The sequence below is a fragment of the Segetibacter sp. genome, from assembly GCF_025963695.1.
In the GTDB taxonomy this organism is placed as follows: domain Bacteria; phylum Bacteroidota; class Bacteroidia; order Chitinophagales; family Chitinophagaceae; genus Segetibacter.
The window spans coordinates 1-16,161 of the sequence record NZ_JAOQAH010000094.1 but is presented as its reverse complement, the minus strand read 5'-3'; the positions used below and the strand labels follow the sequence as shown (position 1 = coordinate 16,161).

The window sequence follows — 16,161 nt, the reverse complement described above, 5'->3', positions numbered from 1 at the left end:
TTACCTTCGCCTCGTTTGAACGTTTAAACAAAAAAAAATTAAAAACTAAAAAGCTACCATTTGAATTAAGAAAATCTCGTGTTTGCCATATGTGAGAAGTTGATTATTGTTAACCAATAAAAAGAAAAGTATGGTAAAGACTATAAGTGCCGGCATCATCGGTTGTAATATGTCGGAGGAGTTTTTTAGGACAACGGAAGTAAATAAGGTTGAAAGTTTTTTTTGGAAAAAAATCTACTTAAGCGGAAAATCTTCAAGTATAAAAAGCCATCCCCAGGCTGAAATCGTAGATAAGGCAGAATTAATTATTAATGACTCCGACATAGAATTAGTATTTGTATCGGCCAGCCATCTCCAATTTGTAAAACCAATAATTGAATCTGGAAAATCCGTCAGGATAGTCTGACGGCTACAGGATTAGCCAATTATTGAGTAAGGATTTATATAACTATTAAAAAAAAATTTATGTACACAACATATGCAGGAAACTATAGCTTAGAATATTATAATTCATTAACAGAATTGTCTTTTAAGGTAAAAGCATTAATAAGGCTGTTCAAAATAAAGCGAACAGTAAAAACAAGTATGCTTTAGGTTGAAACGAATGAGTTTTTGGTGAAGTTTTGAATTTGAACGGATAAATAAAAATAAAATGCCTGCCTTGAAAATAGCAGGCATTTTTATTATTTCTAACTCAAATAACATTTATGAACACTTTAAGAAGTATGAACATAGTAAAGCGAATAGCCCTTGTTGCCCACGACAATAAAAAGGCAGATTTACTTGATTGGGCAAAATATAATAAAAGAGTACTGGGTCATCATCAGTTGTTAGCCACAGGTACTACGGGTAGATTATTGGAAGAAGCCCTCGAAATCCCGGTCTTCAAATTACTAAGCGGCCCATTAGGTGGCGACCAGCAGTTAGGCGCTATGATTGCAGAAGGTAAACTGGACATGATAATATTTTTTTGGGACCCGATGGAAGCACAGCCACACGATAGTGATGTAAAAGCCCTGCTGCGCGTTGCTGTTGCATGGAACATCATTATTGCATGTAACCGATTAACTGCTGATTTCGTTTTGACTTCTGTATTAATGAATAAAAATATCTCGACCGTTGCGCCCGACTATTCCGGGTATTTAAATCGGAAGGTTGTATAAAAAAAATTAAAGTTAACGACTGTCAACTATCGTGTTTTTAGCGTTTGTACATGCTTTATGTATAAACTTCAGCTTGTTTATAACTGCCGTGGGAATAACAAAAGGGTACAGATCATGAAGCCCCGTACTTCTGTTTACACTATTTAAGGCAAAGGTAAGAGGAAGCCATTGGGTTATGATACTGTCGCAGCTGGCCAGGTTGTAGGGGTCAACTTTAATATCGGTATTTAGGTAGGCTGCCGTTGGGGCAACGTGAGGGTGCACGCTTAGGCCAAATGAATAAGCAAGGTATCTATTAAATGTAGGTAGTGAGCCCATGTTTCTGCCCAGTCTTCACAGGGGTGAGTGCTTGCATAAGCGCTTATAAAATGTGCATTCCGGTTCTTTGGTGGTTTTTGCAATAACGGTAAAGGGTCTTGTCATCTCTCCCGTGTAGTCGGTAGGTATCGTCTCCTTCTTTTATAATCGTCATTAATGTCAATTCCTCAGAGATAAATCCTAACGACAGCCCGCATTGTTCACAGTGGCTGTTTTCGAAATAGAGTAGCTGGCTACAATTAGTACAACTAAAAAGTCTCATTTAAATTAGAAATTAGAAAACTTTTACTGCCATCAAAACATCGGGCGGTGTTGAACTTTATTTAACAAGCGTGGGCTTGGAAGCAGTAGAGTTTCTTTTTGGTGTCCGGCTTTTCTACAAGCTTTCAGCTTTCGTTGCGTCGCACGCTTCTGCTTTTTTCTCTTTATTCAGCAAAATGCTCAAGGTTCTACCACATCTGAGGAAGGTAAAAAGCTGACGCAGTTGCTGAATTAAAAAATCAAAAGATGAACGAAATGCGTCGCAACAATGCTTCATCTTTGTTACGCCTGTTAGTCACATAATTATTTAACGTCGCTCATCCACTTCCTGATTAGTGGAACAAAACAAATAAGTAGAACGCCAATCCCAATGGAGTACATGCCGATCTTGTTTAAAATAGTAGCATAGTATGGAAGAGAAAGAACAGGGTTATTTACTACGTCTTCCGGAACGCTCATCAACGATCCTATTTTTCCGGCAAGAAACTCTCCGGTTGCGCTTGCGAAAAACCAAATCCCCATCATTAGCGCTACCATCTTTTTAGGAGATAATTTTGTAATCATTGAAAGGCCAATGGGTGAGATGCACAACTCGCCGGAAATAATAAAAAAATACCCGGCGGCAAAAGAAAATAAAGGGATTAACCCTGTATCTGAATTTAAAGCGCAGGCTGCATAAAAAACATAAAAGCCGATACCCATTAAAATAAACGAAAAAGCAAATTTTAAGGGGGTAGAAGGTTCTCTTCTTTTTTTATTAAGCGCCGGCCATAACCAGGCAAAAAAGAAGCTTAGTAAAATAACCCAGGCGGGGGGCAGAAAGTTATTTACTGATAGCGCCGGCAAGTTAGCACCTGCTACACGCATGTCTACATTTCTCATGGCGAACAAGTTTAACGAACCAGAATTCTGTTCGTAAAAAGCCCAAAACAATGTTGAAAAAATAACGAGGATAAGTGCGGAAAACAATTTGTGTCGTTCTGTCTTTTCAAGGCGAAATGCAATAAACAAGATGTAAACAATGGCTACCGCGCCTAAGCCAAACATGATAACGTCCATTATTTCGTACTGGTTAAACAATATTACTACAACTGGTACGAGGCAAAGGGTAGCAAGATAAATAGCAACCTCGGTAGTGATGCCGGCAAACAAAGGTTTCTTTAAAGCAATGGGGTTTGGCGGAAGACCACGGCCCCCTAAGGATTTACTGCCAATTGAAAAAACGATGAGGCCTACAATCATAAAAATACCCGCAAGCCCAAACCCATAATGCCAGTTAATTCTTTGTCCAACATAGCCGCATAGCAATCCTCCTAAAGCTGCACCAATGTTTATGCCCATATAAAACAACGAGAAACCGCTGTCTTTTTTAGGGTCGTTATCAGCATATAAAGTTCCAACCAGGCTGGAAATATTGGGTTTAAAAAAACCATTGCCGCAAATAATGAAAGCCATTCCATAAAAGAAGCTCCAACCTTGCGGGATCGCTAACACAAGGTGTCCGATACTCATTAGTATTCCCCCAAACAACACAGCTTTTCTATTGCCCAAAAACCGATCAGCCATCATGCCACCAAACATTGGCATAGTATACACCAAAGCAGCATATGAGCCGAGTATCGCATAGCCTTTAGGTTCATCAAACTTTAGTTGAGTTACCATATAGGCAAGCAGCAAAGCTTTCATCCCATAAAATGAAAAACGTTCCCACATTTCTGCAAAAAACAGGATGTACAGTTGTGTAGGATGTCCGCTACTTGCCTGAACTGCCGGTGTCTTAGGTTCGGTTAAATCCATAGTGTTTTTTAATGGAAGCTGAAATTATTACCAGGTAACGGAAATGTGGTAAGCACTAAGCCGCTTATTTTTTTGATATTAAAGTAATTCGCTCGTAAAACGCAGTAGCAACAATCATTCTATCAAAAGGATCTTTATCAATTAGAGGCAGTAATGAATATTGAGTGATATAGGGAAGTGAAACAGGTAGAATTAGTAGGTGGTTTTCGAGGCCGTAAGAAGCAGTTTCAGCAAGAGAATATTCTGGTTTAAGTTTCTTTAATTGTTGTTTGATAGCGATTTCCCAAACCAAATAAAACTTCTTTTAGTTGATGTTACTGGCTCTCTTTGTAATTTCTTTTCCCATACAAACTCAATAAAAATTCTTCACTTCCTGCTGGTAATCAGGCGGCATTAATTTCACGGTTTCTAAAAAAGCTACGTCTGACATAAAAACTTATGGTAATCAAATTTACCACTGTGCATGCAATTAAAAAAGCTGCTCAATATTGAACAGCTTGTTATATTTTTTGACGCTTACCTAACCCCATTCATCATTCGTTTTAATATGGGTGTTATTGCGTATAACACTACTGACGCAACGCCACAAAGAATTACGAAAACCATAAAAAACTCAAAAAGATTGTGGATAGTAAATCCGGCAAATGTGGGATAAGTTGTCGGTATTTTTTTATCTGAAAGAAAGGCCATCTGTTCTGCAGTGGCTTGCCCGGTTTTATCAAGGATGGCTTGCAGGTTAATTCCTTTTTCTGCTGCGGCTGCATATTTATCGCCTGTTGGTGGTAGCAGTGCGCCGAGGGTTCCTGTAAGGGCATAACCCGCCGCATTGCCTAAAAACCAAACGCCCATTAATAACGATGCAAATCTTTTTGGGGCTAATTTGGCTACAAGTGATAATCCGATAGGAGATAAACAAAGCTCACCCCAGGTATGAAGCAGGTACAATAAGATTAACCAGACGACCCCTATTTTACCTTGTGTTCCCAGGTCTTTTACCTGCAAGGCAATGATCAGGTAACCGAGCGCAATCAATGCGAGACCGATGGCCTGTTTAGCGGTAGAGATAGGCTCCATATTTCTCTTCTGCAACCACAGCCATAGTGCACTGAACGGAAGTGCAAAAATGATTACAAAGAAGCCATTGAAGTTTTGTACCATGCTTGGTGGCATTCTCCAGCCAAGTATTCGCGTATCAGTTTGATTGTCGGCAATGAAGGTGAGCGAAGAACCTGCCTGTTCGAATGCCGCCCAAAAAAAGATGACAAAGAAGGCTACGATATATAGTACGTAGATCCTCTGCGTTTCTACTTTCGTCAGCGATTTATCCGTAAGTATAAAAATTGCCAGGCTGCAGCCCGAAGCATAAATAAAAGGGTATATATACGTTTTTATCGGCGAGGTTAACAGCGCTGAAAAGTAGCCGCCAATGCCAGAACCAGTCATAGGCATAGAAACAGAATTCCACGATAAATATTGAAATATAAAATAGAACACTATTAATAAACCAACCAGAATTGCTACAGACCTTGAAGTAAACTTCGCCTGCACCAAACCATCATCCTGCCTTAAATGGGCACGCGGTTTTCCTCCAATAGCCTCGCCCTGCGGTGTAACTACATATTTATTCTTTAAAATGTAGAAAGTAATTGTACCGATCAGCATTGCAACCCCTGCTGCAAAAAAACCCCATTTAAAAGCTGTAAGATCTCGTACTGTTTTCTCAACTCCGTTTACAACAGTAGTAGTCTCTACATCACCCAGTAAGGGGCAGATCGTTTGACCAAGCAAAGCACCCACATTTATACCCATATAAAATATGGTAAATGCAGAATCAAGTTTGCTTTTCTCATTTTCGGGATATAGTTGCCCAACCATCGAAGAGATGTTTGGCTTAAAAAAACCATTGCCGAAAATGATCACCAATAAAGCCAGCCACATAATTGTTTTGGCAAGGTCAAGGTTCGAACCAAATATAGAGGCACTTCCAAACAACAAAAACTGCCCTGTGGCCATTGTTAATCCACCAAGAAGAATACAGTTACGATTGCCCAGGTATTTATCAGCGATATAACCGCCTAACATTGGCGTCAGGTACGACAAACCTAAAAACCCTCCATATATTATCGAGGCTTGTTCTTCTCCCAGAAGCAGTGCTTTCGCAAGAAATAAGGTAAGCAATGCCCTCATTCCATAGAAATTGAAGCGTTCCCACATTTCAGTTGTAAAAAGAACTCCCAATCCTTTTGGATGACCGCTTTTTATAGTTGCTTCTGTAGTGGCGTTACTATTCATACTTGCTTGTTTTGTTCGAGGTTGTTGTTTTTTGATTGGTGCTTTATGTAATATTTATCCCTTAATTTTTTTGCAGCGATCGTATCGTTTTCATAGCATCTTTTGTTGTGTCACTCACTTGTACTTATAGTTATATTATTTGGCTTTATTCAACCTATGCATAAGATGTTTCTGCATCTACATTTTAGCTTTAATATTCAGCTATGTTCTTTTTTAATAAAGTTCTCAAAATAGGGATAATTCCAATTACTTGTTTAGTAACAATTATACCAGTAGCAATTGATTTATAAATAGTTTTTACTTTCGCTGCATATTTTATCTGCTTATTAAGCTATTTGTTATGAATATACTTGTGTTGGGTTCAGGAGGACGAGAACATGCTTTAGCATGGAAATTAAGGCAAAGCAAATTATGTAGCCGGTTACTAGTGGCACCAGGAAATGCAGGAACTTCTCAGTATGGAGAAAATGTATCGCTGTCAATTACAGATTTTGAAGCAATCAGGAGTCTTTGTGTGACTGAGTTTATTGAAATGGTAATTGTTGGACCCGAAGAGCCATTGGTAAAGGGCATATACGATTTTTTTAAAAATCACGATGACCTTAAGCTTATAACTGTTATTGGCCCTTCTGCCGGCGCCGCACAACTTGAAGGAAGCAAGGCTTTTTCGAAGAAGTTTATGCAGCGCCATAATATTCCCACGGCAGCCTATGCCGAATTTGATGAGACCACCTATGAGAGCGGTAAAAAGTACATTTCAAACCATTCGCTGCCGGTTGTTTTAAAAGCTGATGGATTGGCTGCAGGCAAGGGGGTAATTATTTGTGAAACACATCACGAGGCCTTAGATGCATTTGAACAAATGATCATAAAAAAGCAGTTTGGTGAAGCTTCTTCGAAAGTTGTGATCGAAGAATTCTTGCAAGGGATTGAATTGAGTGTATTTGTGCTAACCGACGGCCAACAATACAAGGTTATTGGGCATGCGAAAGATTATAAAAGGATAGGGGAGGGAGATACAGGATTAAATACTGGCGGAATGGGTTGTGTAAGTCCTGTGCCTTTTGCCCACGAAGCATTCATGCAAAAGGTAGAAGAAAGAATCATAAAGCCAACGGTGCAAGGGTTAAGTGACGAGAAACTCGAATACCATGGATTTATTTTTATCGGTTTAATGAATAAAGATGGTGAGCCGCATGTTATTGAATACAATTGCCGCCTAGGCGACCCGGAAACAGAGGTGATAATGCCGAGGTTAAAAAATGATTTACTCGAATTGCTAGTTGCCGTTAAAATAAATCAACTGAACAACCTGGAGATTGAATTTGATGAAAGGTCTGTAGCAACTATAGTGGCAGTAAGTGGAGGTTACCCGGGAGAATATAAAAAGGGTATTGAAATGAAAGGTCTGCCGGATATGCAACCCGAAGATAAAGATGTATTAGTCTTTCATGCAGGAACAAAAAATATAGATGATTTAGTAGTAACAAACGGAGGACGGGTATTAGCTGTCACTGCTTTTGGGCATGATATAAAAAGCGCTGTAGAGAAATCAAGGAAGGCATTAGAAGATATCGATTTCGAAGGCATTTATTACAGGAAGGATATAGGGTTCGAGTTTTAGAAAGGGTATGAATTATTTCTTATTCTAACAATTTCATTTTAGAAACTATTTTAATTAGAGCGTGCGTATTGTGCGCCCCGAACTTCTGGAGCATGTTCTTCCGGTGGCTATCGATAGTATGGGTGCTAAGAAAGAGTTTGTCTGCCATTTCCTGGCTGGTGAGACCATCTAAAATAAGTTGAAGTATTTCTTTCTCTCTTCTTGTCAACGCTACTTTTTCTTTTGCTGTTGGCGGAAGCGTTTGAAGTGCTGAAATCATTGCAAGGTTCGCTTCTTTGCTGATAAAAGATTGTCCGGCCATTATTCTGTTTATAGCATAAACCACTTCATCCATTTCAACACTTTTTAAAATATACCCGTTTGCACCAGATTGAATCGCTTTTAAAACAATAAAACCATCATTACTGGATGTAAGAAAAGCAAGTTTCACAGAAGGGACCAGTTTGCGTAATTGTTTACATAGCTCTATGCCACCGTCCCCTGGTAGATTAAGGTCAAGTAAAATCAGGTCAGCCGCTACGCCATCATTCAACTTTTCTAATGTTTCTTTAGCATCCCTTGCGGTACCGGTAATATTGAGATGAGAAATTCCATTCAGCATGCTTTTGATACCTTCAAGTAAAATAGGATGGTCATCTACCAAGAAGATATTAATCATACATATCGTCTTTTAATAACAGCTTTAAGATAAGTTAGGTATGGTTAAGAAGCAACAGGAAGCGGAATTTCGACAGTGGCAGTAGTGCCGACGTTTTTTTGAGAGTCTATATAGAAAAAGCCGTTGAGAGATATTGCCCTGTTTTCAATGGCAGCCAAACCAAGGCTCTGCCGGTTTTTGAGTTCATTAACATCGAAGCCTTGGCCGTTGTCTTCGATAGTAAGGGTTAAGTGTTCTTCCCTTACATTTATTTGTAAAATTACTTCCGACGCACCCGAGTGTTTTAATACATTTTGTAACAATTCCTGTACAATTCTGAATAGGCTTGATTCTATGGTTGGCTTTAACCTTTCTTCCAAACCATAAAGTTGCACCGTGACGTGTAAGCTGTTAGCAGTTTTAATTTTGCTGCAAAATTCAAGTATAGCTTCTTTAAGGCCGATTTTGGTTAAAACCTCCGGTGCGAGGTTATGAGTGATACGTCTAAGTTCTGGTAAAGTTTCATCCAGTATTTCAAGTGTGCTTACAAACATGTCGTTTTGCGCCAACTGAGGATGATCCTTTTTTAAAACACTCAGTCTTAACTTAACAATTGATAACAGGCTGCCCAGCGAATCGTGTATATCTCTTGCAACTCTTGACCGTTCTGCCTCCTGGCCCTCTACCAGGCTTTGCATTGCTATTACCTTGCTTTCCTTCTCCAATGAGTTGATTTTTTCACTTTGTATCTGTTGTTCCTTTCTTACCACTAACTGTTTATGTAAGTTGTTGCGGTAATACAAAATGAACGTAAAGCTTATTAGCATTAATACCCCTCCTGCTATAAATAACATTTGCTTCCTTCTCAATAGAACTACTTTGTCGTTTGCATTCTCCGACTGTAGTTGCAAAATCTGGTTCTCCTTGTATTGTGTTCTGTAAAGAGTTTCAAGGTTATTTGTAATGCGAAATCTTTCAGTATTAATTAAACTGTCCTTGTATTGTTGCGAAAGTTCAAAGTATCGCAGCGCTTGGTCATAGTTTCCCTGTTCCTTTTTTAACTGGCTAAGAACAGCATAACTAGCTTGAATATTTTTTAAGTCATTAGCTGCATTAGATAAACCTAAAGATTGTGTAAGAATACTTTCAGCTTCTGCATAATCACGGCGTAAAAACAATGCTTTCCCTAATCCGGTCAAAAGGTTGTTGCGGTGATTGATAAGTGATTTTTCCTCTGCATATTTCAAAGCTTTTTTGAAGTGCTTTATGGCTTCATTATAATTTTTCTGTTGTATTTCTATCTGACCAAGTCCTTCGTGGGCGTACATCGAGTTCTCGTGGTTGAGATAATCTTTGTCAAGTACAATAACAGTATCATAAATCTTTTTAGATTCTTCAAGCTTATTTTCTAAAGTGTACACAGTGGCGATATTCAACAAGGCATTTATAACACTTAAAATCTTAGAAGATTGTTTTGCTTTATCATACGCTTTTTCAAAATAGTATATCGCCTTATCGTATTGTCCCAACTCACGAAAAATGCGCCCGGCAGCAATAAAAGCGAATTTCGCTTGATTTTTAATTGCCGGATCCTCGCTTACCTCATAACCCTCGGCTGCCATTAGCGCATATTGTAGCGAGGTTTTATAATCTCCTAATTCATAATATGCGTTGTGATAGGTTTCGTACAGGACGGGTAAAAAAACTGTGTCTTTTCTTTGCTTTCCTTTCCTAATTGCAAGCTGCAGATAATAAAAAGCAGAGTCGTATTGCTGCAACTTAAGCTTTGCATTAGCAAGCAGATTTATAGCATTGATTTGGTAGGGATAATACTTCCATTGATCTGAAAGTTTTATGGCTTCTAATAGGTAAGTAGTCGCAACGGGTATATTCCGACGAAACCAATATGACCGCCCTATTTGAAAAGTAATACTTACACGACCAGTATCGTGGCTTTTATTCAGCAGGTTTTGTAAACTGTCGATGTCGGATTTCTGGCCCCAGGCACCTGCAGCTGAAAGCAGAAAAGCGGATATAATGATGTATTTTAAGTGGATGCGCATCGCTTCACAAATTAGTAAAATAATAAAATTTTATAATTTTCTTCTACCCGAATACGGGTATTTGTTTAAGTGTAAATTCCCGTTAATACTGTATTGCTTTCTTTTTTGATGTTAATAAACTTTACGTTAGTCATTTATACAGAAATATCTCAATGGTACTGGCACAATTAACAACAGAGAAAACTTACGTTAATCAGGTATTCCGGATAGAAAAAAGTTACGAGGGCATTCAGAAAATACTGTTTTATGAAAAAATCATCTATTCACATCGTTCCGATTGCTTTATTGTTTATATCAACAACTCTTGTCTACTGTAAAAAGGAAGATGAAAAGGAAAAGAAGCGTTTTACAATGACAAGTAATACCTGGTATAGGTTTGCACCAACACCCCCCGCCGTCGTCAATGCGAACGGAACGAACTATACCAGTTTTGCTTATGTACCTGGTGGCGGTACTGGTACTGCTACTGATATGGGAAACATTACAACCTATTTCAATCAATTAGCTTATACCTCTGATGCAACTGTTCCGCAGCCTATACCATTAGGTTCCCTGGACGCGTCCGTCTCGATCGTTACAACTCTTCCTGTCCCCGGCGGTCCTTTACCGTTGGTACAAGTTAATGATTTTGCCGGGATGACTACTGCAAATTCATGGCTTCAGGTTCCTGCTAAAGATGCTTCCGGGAAAGTAATAAATGCTGTTGTTTTTAATGCAAGTGGAGACGCAATATTTACATCTCCTACAAGCCCTTCAATAGTAACTCCTGTTTCTGCCACGCGGTTAAACTTTGCAGGAAAGTTAGCGGTAGCAGGTGGTAGAGGAGCGTTTGCGAATGCTACAGGTGAAATGGATTTTACAGGTTTTTTCAATCCACAAAACCCTAATGATGCAGGTTATTCATTTGAAGGATGGATACAATATTAGCCAAACGTTGTTGCCTTATATAAGTAAGTAAAATTAATAAGTTTCATTTTTAACACGATGACCAGAAAATATATTTACCCGTTTACATGGTCCGTTATTATTCTCGTAAATGTTTATTTCATATATAACTTTCCGTTAAGGTATTTTAACTACAAAGCCTGGCTAAAACCTTTTGGTCCCTTGCTTTTAACACATATCGTTTTTGGCATTATTGCTCTACTTGCCGGTCCGGTCCAGTTTTTTCCATCCATTCGAAAACAGTATCTGAAGTTCCACCGGACGACAGGAAAAATCTACTTATTGTCTGTTCTTATGGGGGCTGTATCAGCTATGGTACTTGCTGTTAGCAATGCTATAATTACGCAGAACAGGATCATTTTCGGAACCGGTCTCATCGGCCTTTCTGTTGCATGGCTACTCACCTCAGGTATGGCTTTGTCAGCAATTAAGAACGGCAACCTACCTCAACACCGTGAATGGATGATAAGAAGTTATGTCGTTACTTGTGGTTTTACCACTTTCAGAATATTTGCAGTAACCCTTACCAGCTATCTGCATCTGCCTTATGAAGACATGTCGCAGATAATGGCCTGGGCATGTTGGTCGGTCCCCTTATTGTTTACTGAAATCATTTTACAAGCGCGAAATATGCGGCAATCTAATGTGCTTTTGAGAACAAATTTATAATATAAGATCCTCTGTTACTCCGATACACCAGCCTCCGCAATTGCCCCGGATTTTAAGTGCCTTCTTATTTAAGTCCCCGATAAATTTACCTGACATTAGCTGCTAAATAAAGTAAAAGGTAGCCAACAAATGATGCAATATGCACTAAACCCCGCTCATTAAATAACTCCGGTACAGGTGTGCGACGCAACGTAAGTCCAAAGATGATTTGAGCCTGATTAACAAACACATCCCATAATTTTTTACTGTCTTCTTCATTATTCAGACAGTTTCGTTGCCGGGTATTTCCACTTTGTTAATTCGGATTATTTCATACAACTTTGCACGCATTACTCACATACAAGGAACTCAAACATAAATGGGACTGTTCAACTGGTTTACGCAAGAGATAGCGATGGATTTGGGTACGGCCAATACTCTGATCATCCATAATGAAGAAGTGGTAGTGAATGAACCATCGATTGTGGCACTGGATCGCAACAACCTAAAAACCGTTCTTGCCGTAGGTAAACGTGCTTTGATGATGCACGAAAAAACCCATGAAAGCATTCGTACCATTCGCCCTTTGAAAGATGGCGTAATTGCAGACTTTAACGCCGCGGAGCTCATGATAAGGGAAATGATCAAAATGATCTATCCTAAAAAGCCTCTTTTTCCACCAAGTTGGAGAATGATGATATGTATACCAAGCAGCATAACAGAAGTGGAAAAGCGTGCGGTGCGCGACAGTGCAGAACAGGCAGGTGCTAAAGAAGTGTATTTGTTGCATGAGCCGATGGCTGCAGCACTAGGTATAGGCATAGACGTTGAAGAACCTGTAGGAAACATGATTATTGATATTGGTGGTGGTACAACTGGTATTACGGTAATTGCCCTGGCTGGTATTGTTTGCGACCAAAGTATTCGTATAGCAGGTGATGAATTTACTGCTGATATTATGGAAGCTTTACGTCGCTATCATAGCTTGCTGATAGGTGAGCGTACGGCCGAGCAAATCAAGATACAGATAGGTGCGGCAATGAAAGATCTTGAAACTCCTCCAGATGACATTCCTGTAAATGGTCGTGACCTGGTTACAGGTATTCCAAAGCAAATTATGGTTAGCTACCAGGAAGTAGCCGAAGCTTTAGATAAAAGCATTTTTAAAATTGAAGAGGCCATTCTAAAAGCACTTGAAACAACTCCGCCTGAGTTAGCAGCAGACATTTATAGAAGAGGTTTATACCTTACAGGAGGTGGAGCACTATTGCGTGGACTTGATAAAAGGTTGAGTCAGAAAATTAAATTACCTGTCCATGTTGCCGATGATCCGCTTAAGAGTGTGGTTAGGGGTACAGGCATAGCTTTAAAGAATTATCAGCGTTTCCCATTTATAATGAGATAGGCCTTCCTCAATCCTCCCTAAGAAGGGCTTAAACCACATTACCCTGAAATATTCATTTTTCTATAGCACGTATTTTTCTTTCATTTTCCGCAAGGGGGTGGAGAGGCTGGGAGGGCTTTTATGAAAAATATTTTCGTCTTCATTAGAAGGTACTTCAACTTCCTCTTCTTTGTAGTGCTGCAGATATTATCGCTTGTTCTACTGGTCAATTTTAATGACACACACCAAGCGGCCTATGCCGGTATTGCAAATGAAGTGACAGGTAGTATCAACCTGCAGTATAATAAAATTCAAAACTACTTTCATCTAAAAGAAAATAACAGGCTGCTGCTTGAGGAAAATACCCGGTTAAAGAACCTACTTAAAATAAACTTCGAAAACCCCGACAGCAGCCAGCTTGTGGTGCTAGATAGTTTAATAAGAGATACACTTGGGCATCAACGAAAGTACATTTGGCTTCCTGCAAAGGTTATTAATAATACTGTTGCCGGACAGATGAATTATGTAACACTACACCGGGGCTCAAACCAGGGAGTTAAAAAAGATATGGCTGTCGTTAGTTCTAAAGGCATTGTTGGTATAGTGATAGACATGAGCGAAAATTATAGCCGTGTAATGAGCTTGCTGCACCGAAACAGTAAGGTTAGTGCCATGCTTAAAAACACAAAGATGATAGGCTCAGTAGAGTGGGATGGAAAAGACCCTCATTTTATCACTTTGAGAAATATACCGAAAAGTACTCCTGTTGCAAAAGGCGATTCTGTAGTAACAAGCAGTTATTCAGCCAACTTCCCCTCTGATCTTTTAATAGGGACTGTCGATGAAATCGCCAAGGATCCTGCTAGTAATTTTTTTATTATCCGCCTAAAAACAGCCACCAATTTTTATAGTTTGGAATATGTAAACCTGGTGGAGAATGTGCAATGGGATGAACAACGCAGGCTGGAGGCTGCACCGGTAAAAAATCAATGAGCCTTCTAGTAAAAAATATTATCCGGTTTATTCTGTTTATACTAATGCAGGTTTATGTACTTAGCCAGATACCTCCGTTGCACCAATTCATCACGCCATACCTGTACTTTTTATTTATACTCTGGTTGCCTTTTACAATCTCGCGCTTTGGTTTGTTATTTGTTTCATTCCTACTGGGAATTACCCTCGATTACTTCTTAACAACACCTGGTTTGCATGCAGCACCTTGCGTGCTTATTGCGTACTTACGGCCTTTTCTCATCAACATTTTAATTTCGCAGGAAGGTGCAGAATTAAATTATGCTGAGCCTTCTATAAAAAGCATGGGCTTTGCTCCGTATAGCTTATACGTGCTTGTGTTCACGTTCATTCATCACTTTTATCTTGTTTTAATCGAGTGGCTACAGTTTGGAAACTTCCTGTATTTCCTGGGAAAAGTCACCGCCACTACAGGAGTAAGTCTGCTACTCATATTTGTTACAGAGATGCTCTTCTTTCGAAAACAAAAATTCAGAACAAATACTGCTTAAAACCTGCAGGTTGATAACTACCAGTTGTTTTAATACCGGCCTTTGTTTTTCATAGCCTCATTCTTGCGTCGCAAGCACTTTAACAGCAAACCTCTGTTCAACAATTCCCTTCCCGATTGTTCAGCTTCTAATTAACAACCTCTTTTTCAAATCAATATTCATCTTTGCAGGTGTCCAAATCAAACCGGTAGATATATCTTCTGAGGAGACCGGTAAATAAACAACATAAGTAAACGACAAAATTTTAGAGGTATAAAAAGAGAAACAACCGCTCCTTTCCTGCGTTGCCTAAAATTTTGTATCAAAATACACGAACGCAGCCTTTTTATATTTAATATTTTTACCTTGTATTGTGCCAATGGTTATTAGTACTTAAAATAGAAAACTTTTTCTTTTCAGTTGTATTATTTTAAAAATGGCTATTTTGCCTCCCGTTTCTCAAAAACTTACTTTTACAATCTCAAAACCAACACATCGATTGTATGGACTTTAAACAAATACAGGAATTAATTAAGATAGTTAATAGAAGTACTATAGGTGAATTAAGTATCGAAGAAGGTGATTTCAAAATAACAATAAAGCAGAAGGAAGAACCTGTGCCTATATATAGTTCGGCACCTGTTCAAAATTACCAGCCAATGCCTCCTCCTGCACAATTATCCGCGCCCATGCAGGCGGCAGGCGGTAATACTCCTTCAGCCAGCTCAGAAGGTACTTCTCCCAAACAAACAGATAACCTGGTAACTATTAAAAGCCCTATGATAGGCACTTTTTATAGAAGCGCCGGCCCCGATAAACCTGCTTTCGTAAACATCGGTGACGAGGTGTCTGTAGGTAAAACAGTTTGCATAATTGAGGCAATGAAACTTTTCAATGAAATTGAAAGTGAAATAAAAGGAACCATTGTAAAAGTGCTGGTAGAAGATGCAAGTCCGGTAGAATACGATCAGCCGTTGTTCCTTGTAGAACCATAGTTGCAATGTGAAAAATGAGTCAACAGCTCTGTGAAAATGCTTCAGGCAGAAAATGAGTTGGTAGCCATGCTACACTTCATTTACAATTGACTTTTCACTTACTTGCTTGCTTGCAACACAAAGAAGGAATTATTTGATAATAATCCTATTTTAAAATTGTTGGTCGACTTTGCTCTTATGGTTATTGAATATTGTAAGGGGCTGGAAAGTGCAAACGGATATACTGTTGCAAGGCAATTATTAAAGTGTGGAACTTCAATAGGTGCAAATGCAACGGAAGCTCAAAACGCAGAGAGCAAAGCTGACTTCATTTACAAGATGAAAATTGCTGCTAAAGAAGCAGAGGAATCACAATATTGGCTCTGGCGTTGTCAGTATTCCAAAGGTTATCCTGACTCTATATTGTTACAAAATAAGTTAGAAGATATAAATAAAGTTTTAGGAAAAATATTAGCAGCATCTAAAGGGAAAAGCCCTTTTAGCTATTTTCTGAGTTTTTCCATTTTTTAAAATTTGCTTGTTTGAGTCACTC

At 38.9% G+C, this 16,161-nt stretch carries 16 protein-coding genes and 1 pseudogene; 10 read left to right on the top strand and 7 right to left on the bottom strand.

Features of this window, described 5'->3' with window-relative positions:
- Nucleotides 1-130 precede the first annotated feature (130 nt).
- Both JWR87_RS16990 and JWR87_RS16985 read left to right on the top strand, forming a co-directional pair.
- Complete coding sequence (locus tag JWR87_RS16990; protein ID WP_297822377.1) at nucleotides 131-406, top strand: hypothetical protein; 276 nt, start codon at nucleotides 131-133, stop codon at nucleotides 404-406.
- A gap of 301 nt (nucleotides 407-707) precedes the next feature.
- A complete protein-coding gene (locus JWR87_RS16985; protein ID WP_297822375.1) occupies nucleotides 708-1,163 on the top strand; it encodes a methylglyoxal synthase in 456 nt (151 codons plus the stop codon).
- Between the two features lie 12 nt (nucleotides 1,164-1,175).
- Here JWR87_RS16985 and JWR87_RS16980 read toward each other — a convergent pair.
- The 5 genes and pseudogenes from JWR87_RS16980 to JWR87_RS16965 all read right to left on the bottom strand — a co-directional run bounded on the left by JWR87_RS16980 (nucleotide 1,176) and on the right by JWR87_RS16965 (nucleotide 5,831).
- Nucleotides 1,176-1,564: pseudogene (locus tag JWR87_RS16980) on the bottom strand (putative zinc-binding metallopeptidase).
- Nucleotides 1,525-1,743 (bottom strand): zinc-ribbon domain-containing protein, encoded by a 219-nt coding sequence (locus tag JWR87_RS20305; protein WP_366090891.1) that lies wholly within the window; start codon nucleotides 1,741-1,743, stop codon nucleotides 1,525-1,527. The pseudogene JWR87_RS16980 and the gene JWR87_RS20305 overlap by 40 nt, the downstream one beginning before the upstream one ends.
- A 302-nt stretch (nucleotides 1,744-2,045) precedes the next feature.
- On the bottom strand, nucleotides 2,046-3,539 hold the full coding sequence (locus JWR87_RS16975) for a peptide MFS transporter (RefSeq protein ID WP_297822371.1): 1,494 nt from the start codon (nucleotides 3,537-3,539) through the stop codon (nucleotides 2,046-2,048).
- A gap of 64 nt (nucleotides 3,540-3,603) precedes the next feature.
- Nucleotides 3,604-3,831, bottom strand: coding sequence for a hypothetical protein (locus tag JWR87_RS16970; protein WP_297822368.1), 228 nt, complete (start codon nucleotides 3,829-3,831; stop codon nucleotides 3,604-3,606).
- A 224-nt stretch (nucleotides 3,832-4,055) separates the two neighbouring features.
- Nucleotides 4,056-5,831: a peptide MFS transporter gene (locus tag JWR87_RS16965; protein WP_297822366.1), complete on the bottom strand. Its 1,776-nt coding sequence runs from the start codon at nucleotides 5,829-5,831 to the stop codon at nucleotides 4,056-4,058.
- 340 nt (nucleotides 5,832-6,171) lie between these two features.
- On the opposite strand from JWR87_RS16965, the gene purD reads away from it, so the two are divergent.
- On the top strand, nucleotides 6,172-7,455 hold the full coding sequence (purD, locus tag JWR87_RS16960) for a phosphoribosylamine--glycine ligase (RefSeq protein ID WP_297822364.1): 1,284 nt from the start codon (nucleotides 6,172-6,174) through the stop codon (nucleotides 7,453-7,455).
- Nucleotides 7,456-7,474: 19 nt separating this feature from the next.
- Here purD and JWR87_RS16955 read toward each other — a convergent pair whose 3' ends face one another.
- The gene (locus JWR87_RS16955; protein ID WP_297822362.1) at nucleotides 7,475-8,113 is read right to left on the bottom strand and encodes a response regulator transcription factor; all 639 of its coding nucleotides are present in this window, start codon (nucleotides 8,111-8,113) and stop codon (nucleotides 7,475-7,477) included.
- A gap of 44 nt (nucleotides 8,114-8,157) precedes the next feature.
- Nucleotides 8,158-10,155 carry a tetratricopeptide repeat protein gene (locus JWR87_RS16950; RefSeq protein WP_297822360.1) on the bottom strand — a complete coding sequence of 666 codons (1,998 nt, stop codon included), beginning with the start codon at nucleotides 10,153-10,155 and terminating at the stop codon, nucleotides 8,158-8,160.
- Between the two features lie 246 nt (nucleotides 10,156-10,401).
- Between JWR87_RS16950 and JWR87_RS16945 the strand changes: the two genes are divergently transcribed.
- The 7 genes from JWR87_RS16945 to JWR87_RS16915 all read left to right on the top strand — a co-directional run bounded on the left by JWR87_RS16945 (nucleotide 10,402) and on the right by JWR87_RS16915 (nucleotide 16,139).
- Nucleotides 10,402-11,082, top strand: a complete 681-nt coding sequence (locus JWR87_RS16945; RefSeq protein WP_297822358.1) for a hypothetical protein — start codon at nucleotides 10,402-10,404, stop codon at nucleotides 11,080-11,082.
- Nucleotides 11,083-11,139: 57 nt separating this feature from the next.
- Nucleotides 11,140-11,769 carry a DUF2306 domain-containing protein gene (locus JWR87_RS16940; protein WP_297822356.1) on the top strand — a complete coding sequence of 210 codons (630 nt, stop codon included), beginning with the start codon at nucleotides 11,140-11,142 and terminating at the stop codon, nucleotides 11,767-11,769.
- 358 nt (nucleotides 11,770-12,127) lie between these two features.
- Nucleotides 12,128-13,153, top strand: a complete 1,026-nt coding sequence (locus JWR87_RS16935; RefSeq protein ID WP_147203954.1) for a rod shape-determining protein — start codon at nucleotides 12,128-12,130, stop codon at nucleotides 13,151-13,153.
- A gap of 120 nt (nucleotides 13,154-13,273) precedes the next feature.
- Nucleotides 13,274-14,125: a rod shape-determining protein MreC gene (gene mreC / locus JWR87_RS16930; RefSeq protein WP_297822352.1), complete on the top strand. Its 852-nt coding sequence runs from the start codon at nucleotides 13,274-13,276 to the stop codon at nucleotides 14,123-14,125.
- Nucleotides 14,122-14,655: a rod shape-determining protein MreD gene (locus JWR87_RS16925; protein ID WP_297822350.1), complete on the top strand. Its 534-nt coding sequence runs from the start codon at nucleotides 14,122-14,124 to the stop codon at nucleotides 14,653-14,655. Before mreC ends, JWR87_RS16925 begins: the two co-directional genes overlap by 4 nt.
- A gap of 482 nt (nucleotides 14,656-15,137) precedes the next feature.
- Nucleotides 15,138-15,629, top strand: coding sequence for an acetyl-CoA carboxylase biotin carboxyl carrier protein (gene accB / locus JWR87_RS16920; protein WP_297822348.1), 492 nt, complete (start codon nucleotides 15,138-15,140; stop codon nucleotides 15,627-15,629).
- 102 nt (nucleotides 15,630-15,731) lie between these two features.
- A complete protein-coding gene (locus tag JWR87_RS16915) occupies nucleotides 15,732-16,139 on the top strand; it encodes a four helix bundle protein (protein WP_297822346.1) in 408 nt (135 codons plus the stop codon).
- Nucleotides 16,140-16,161 lie beyond the last annotated feature (22 nt).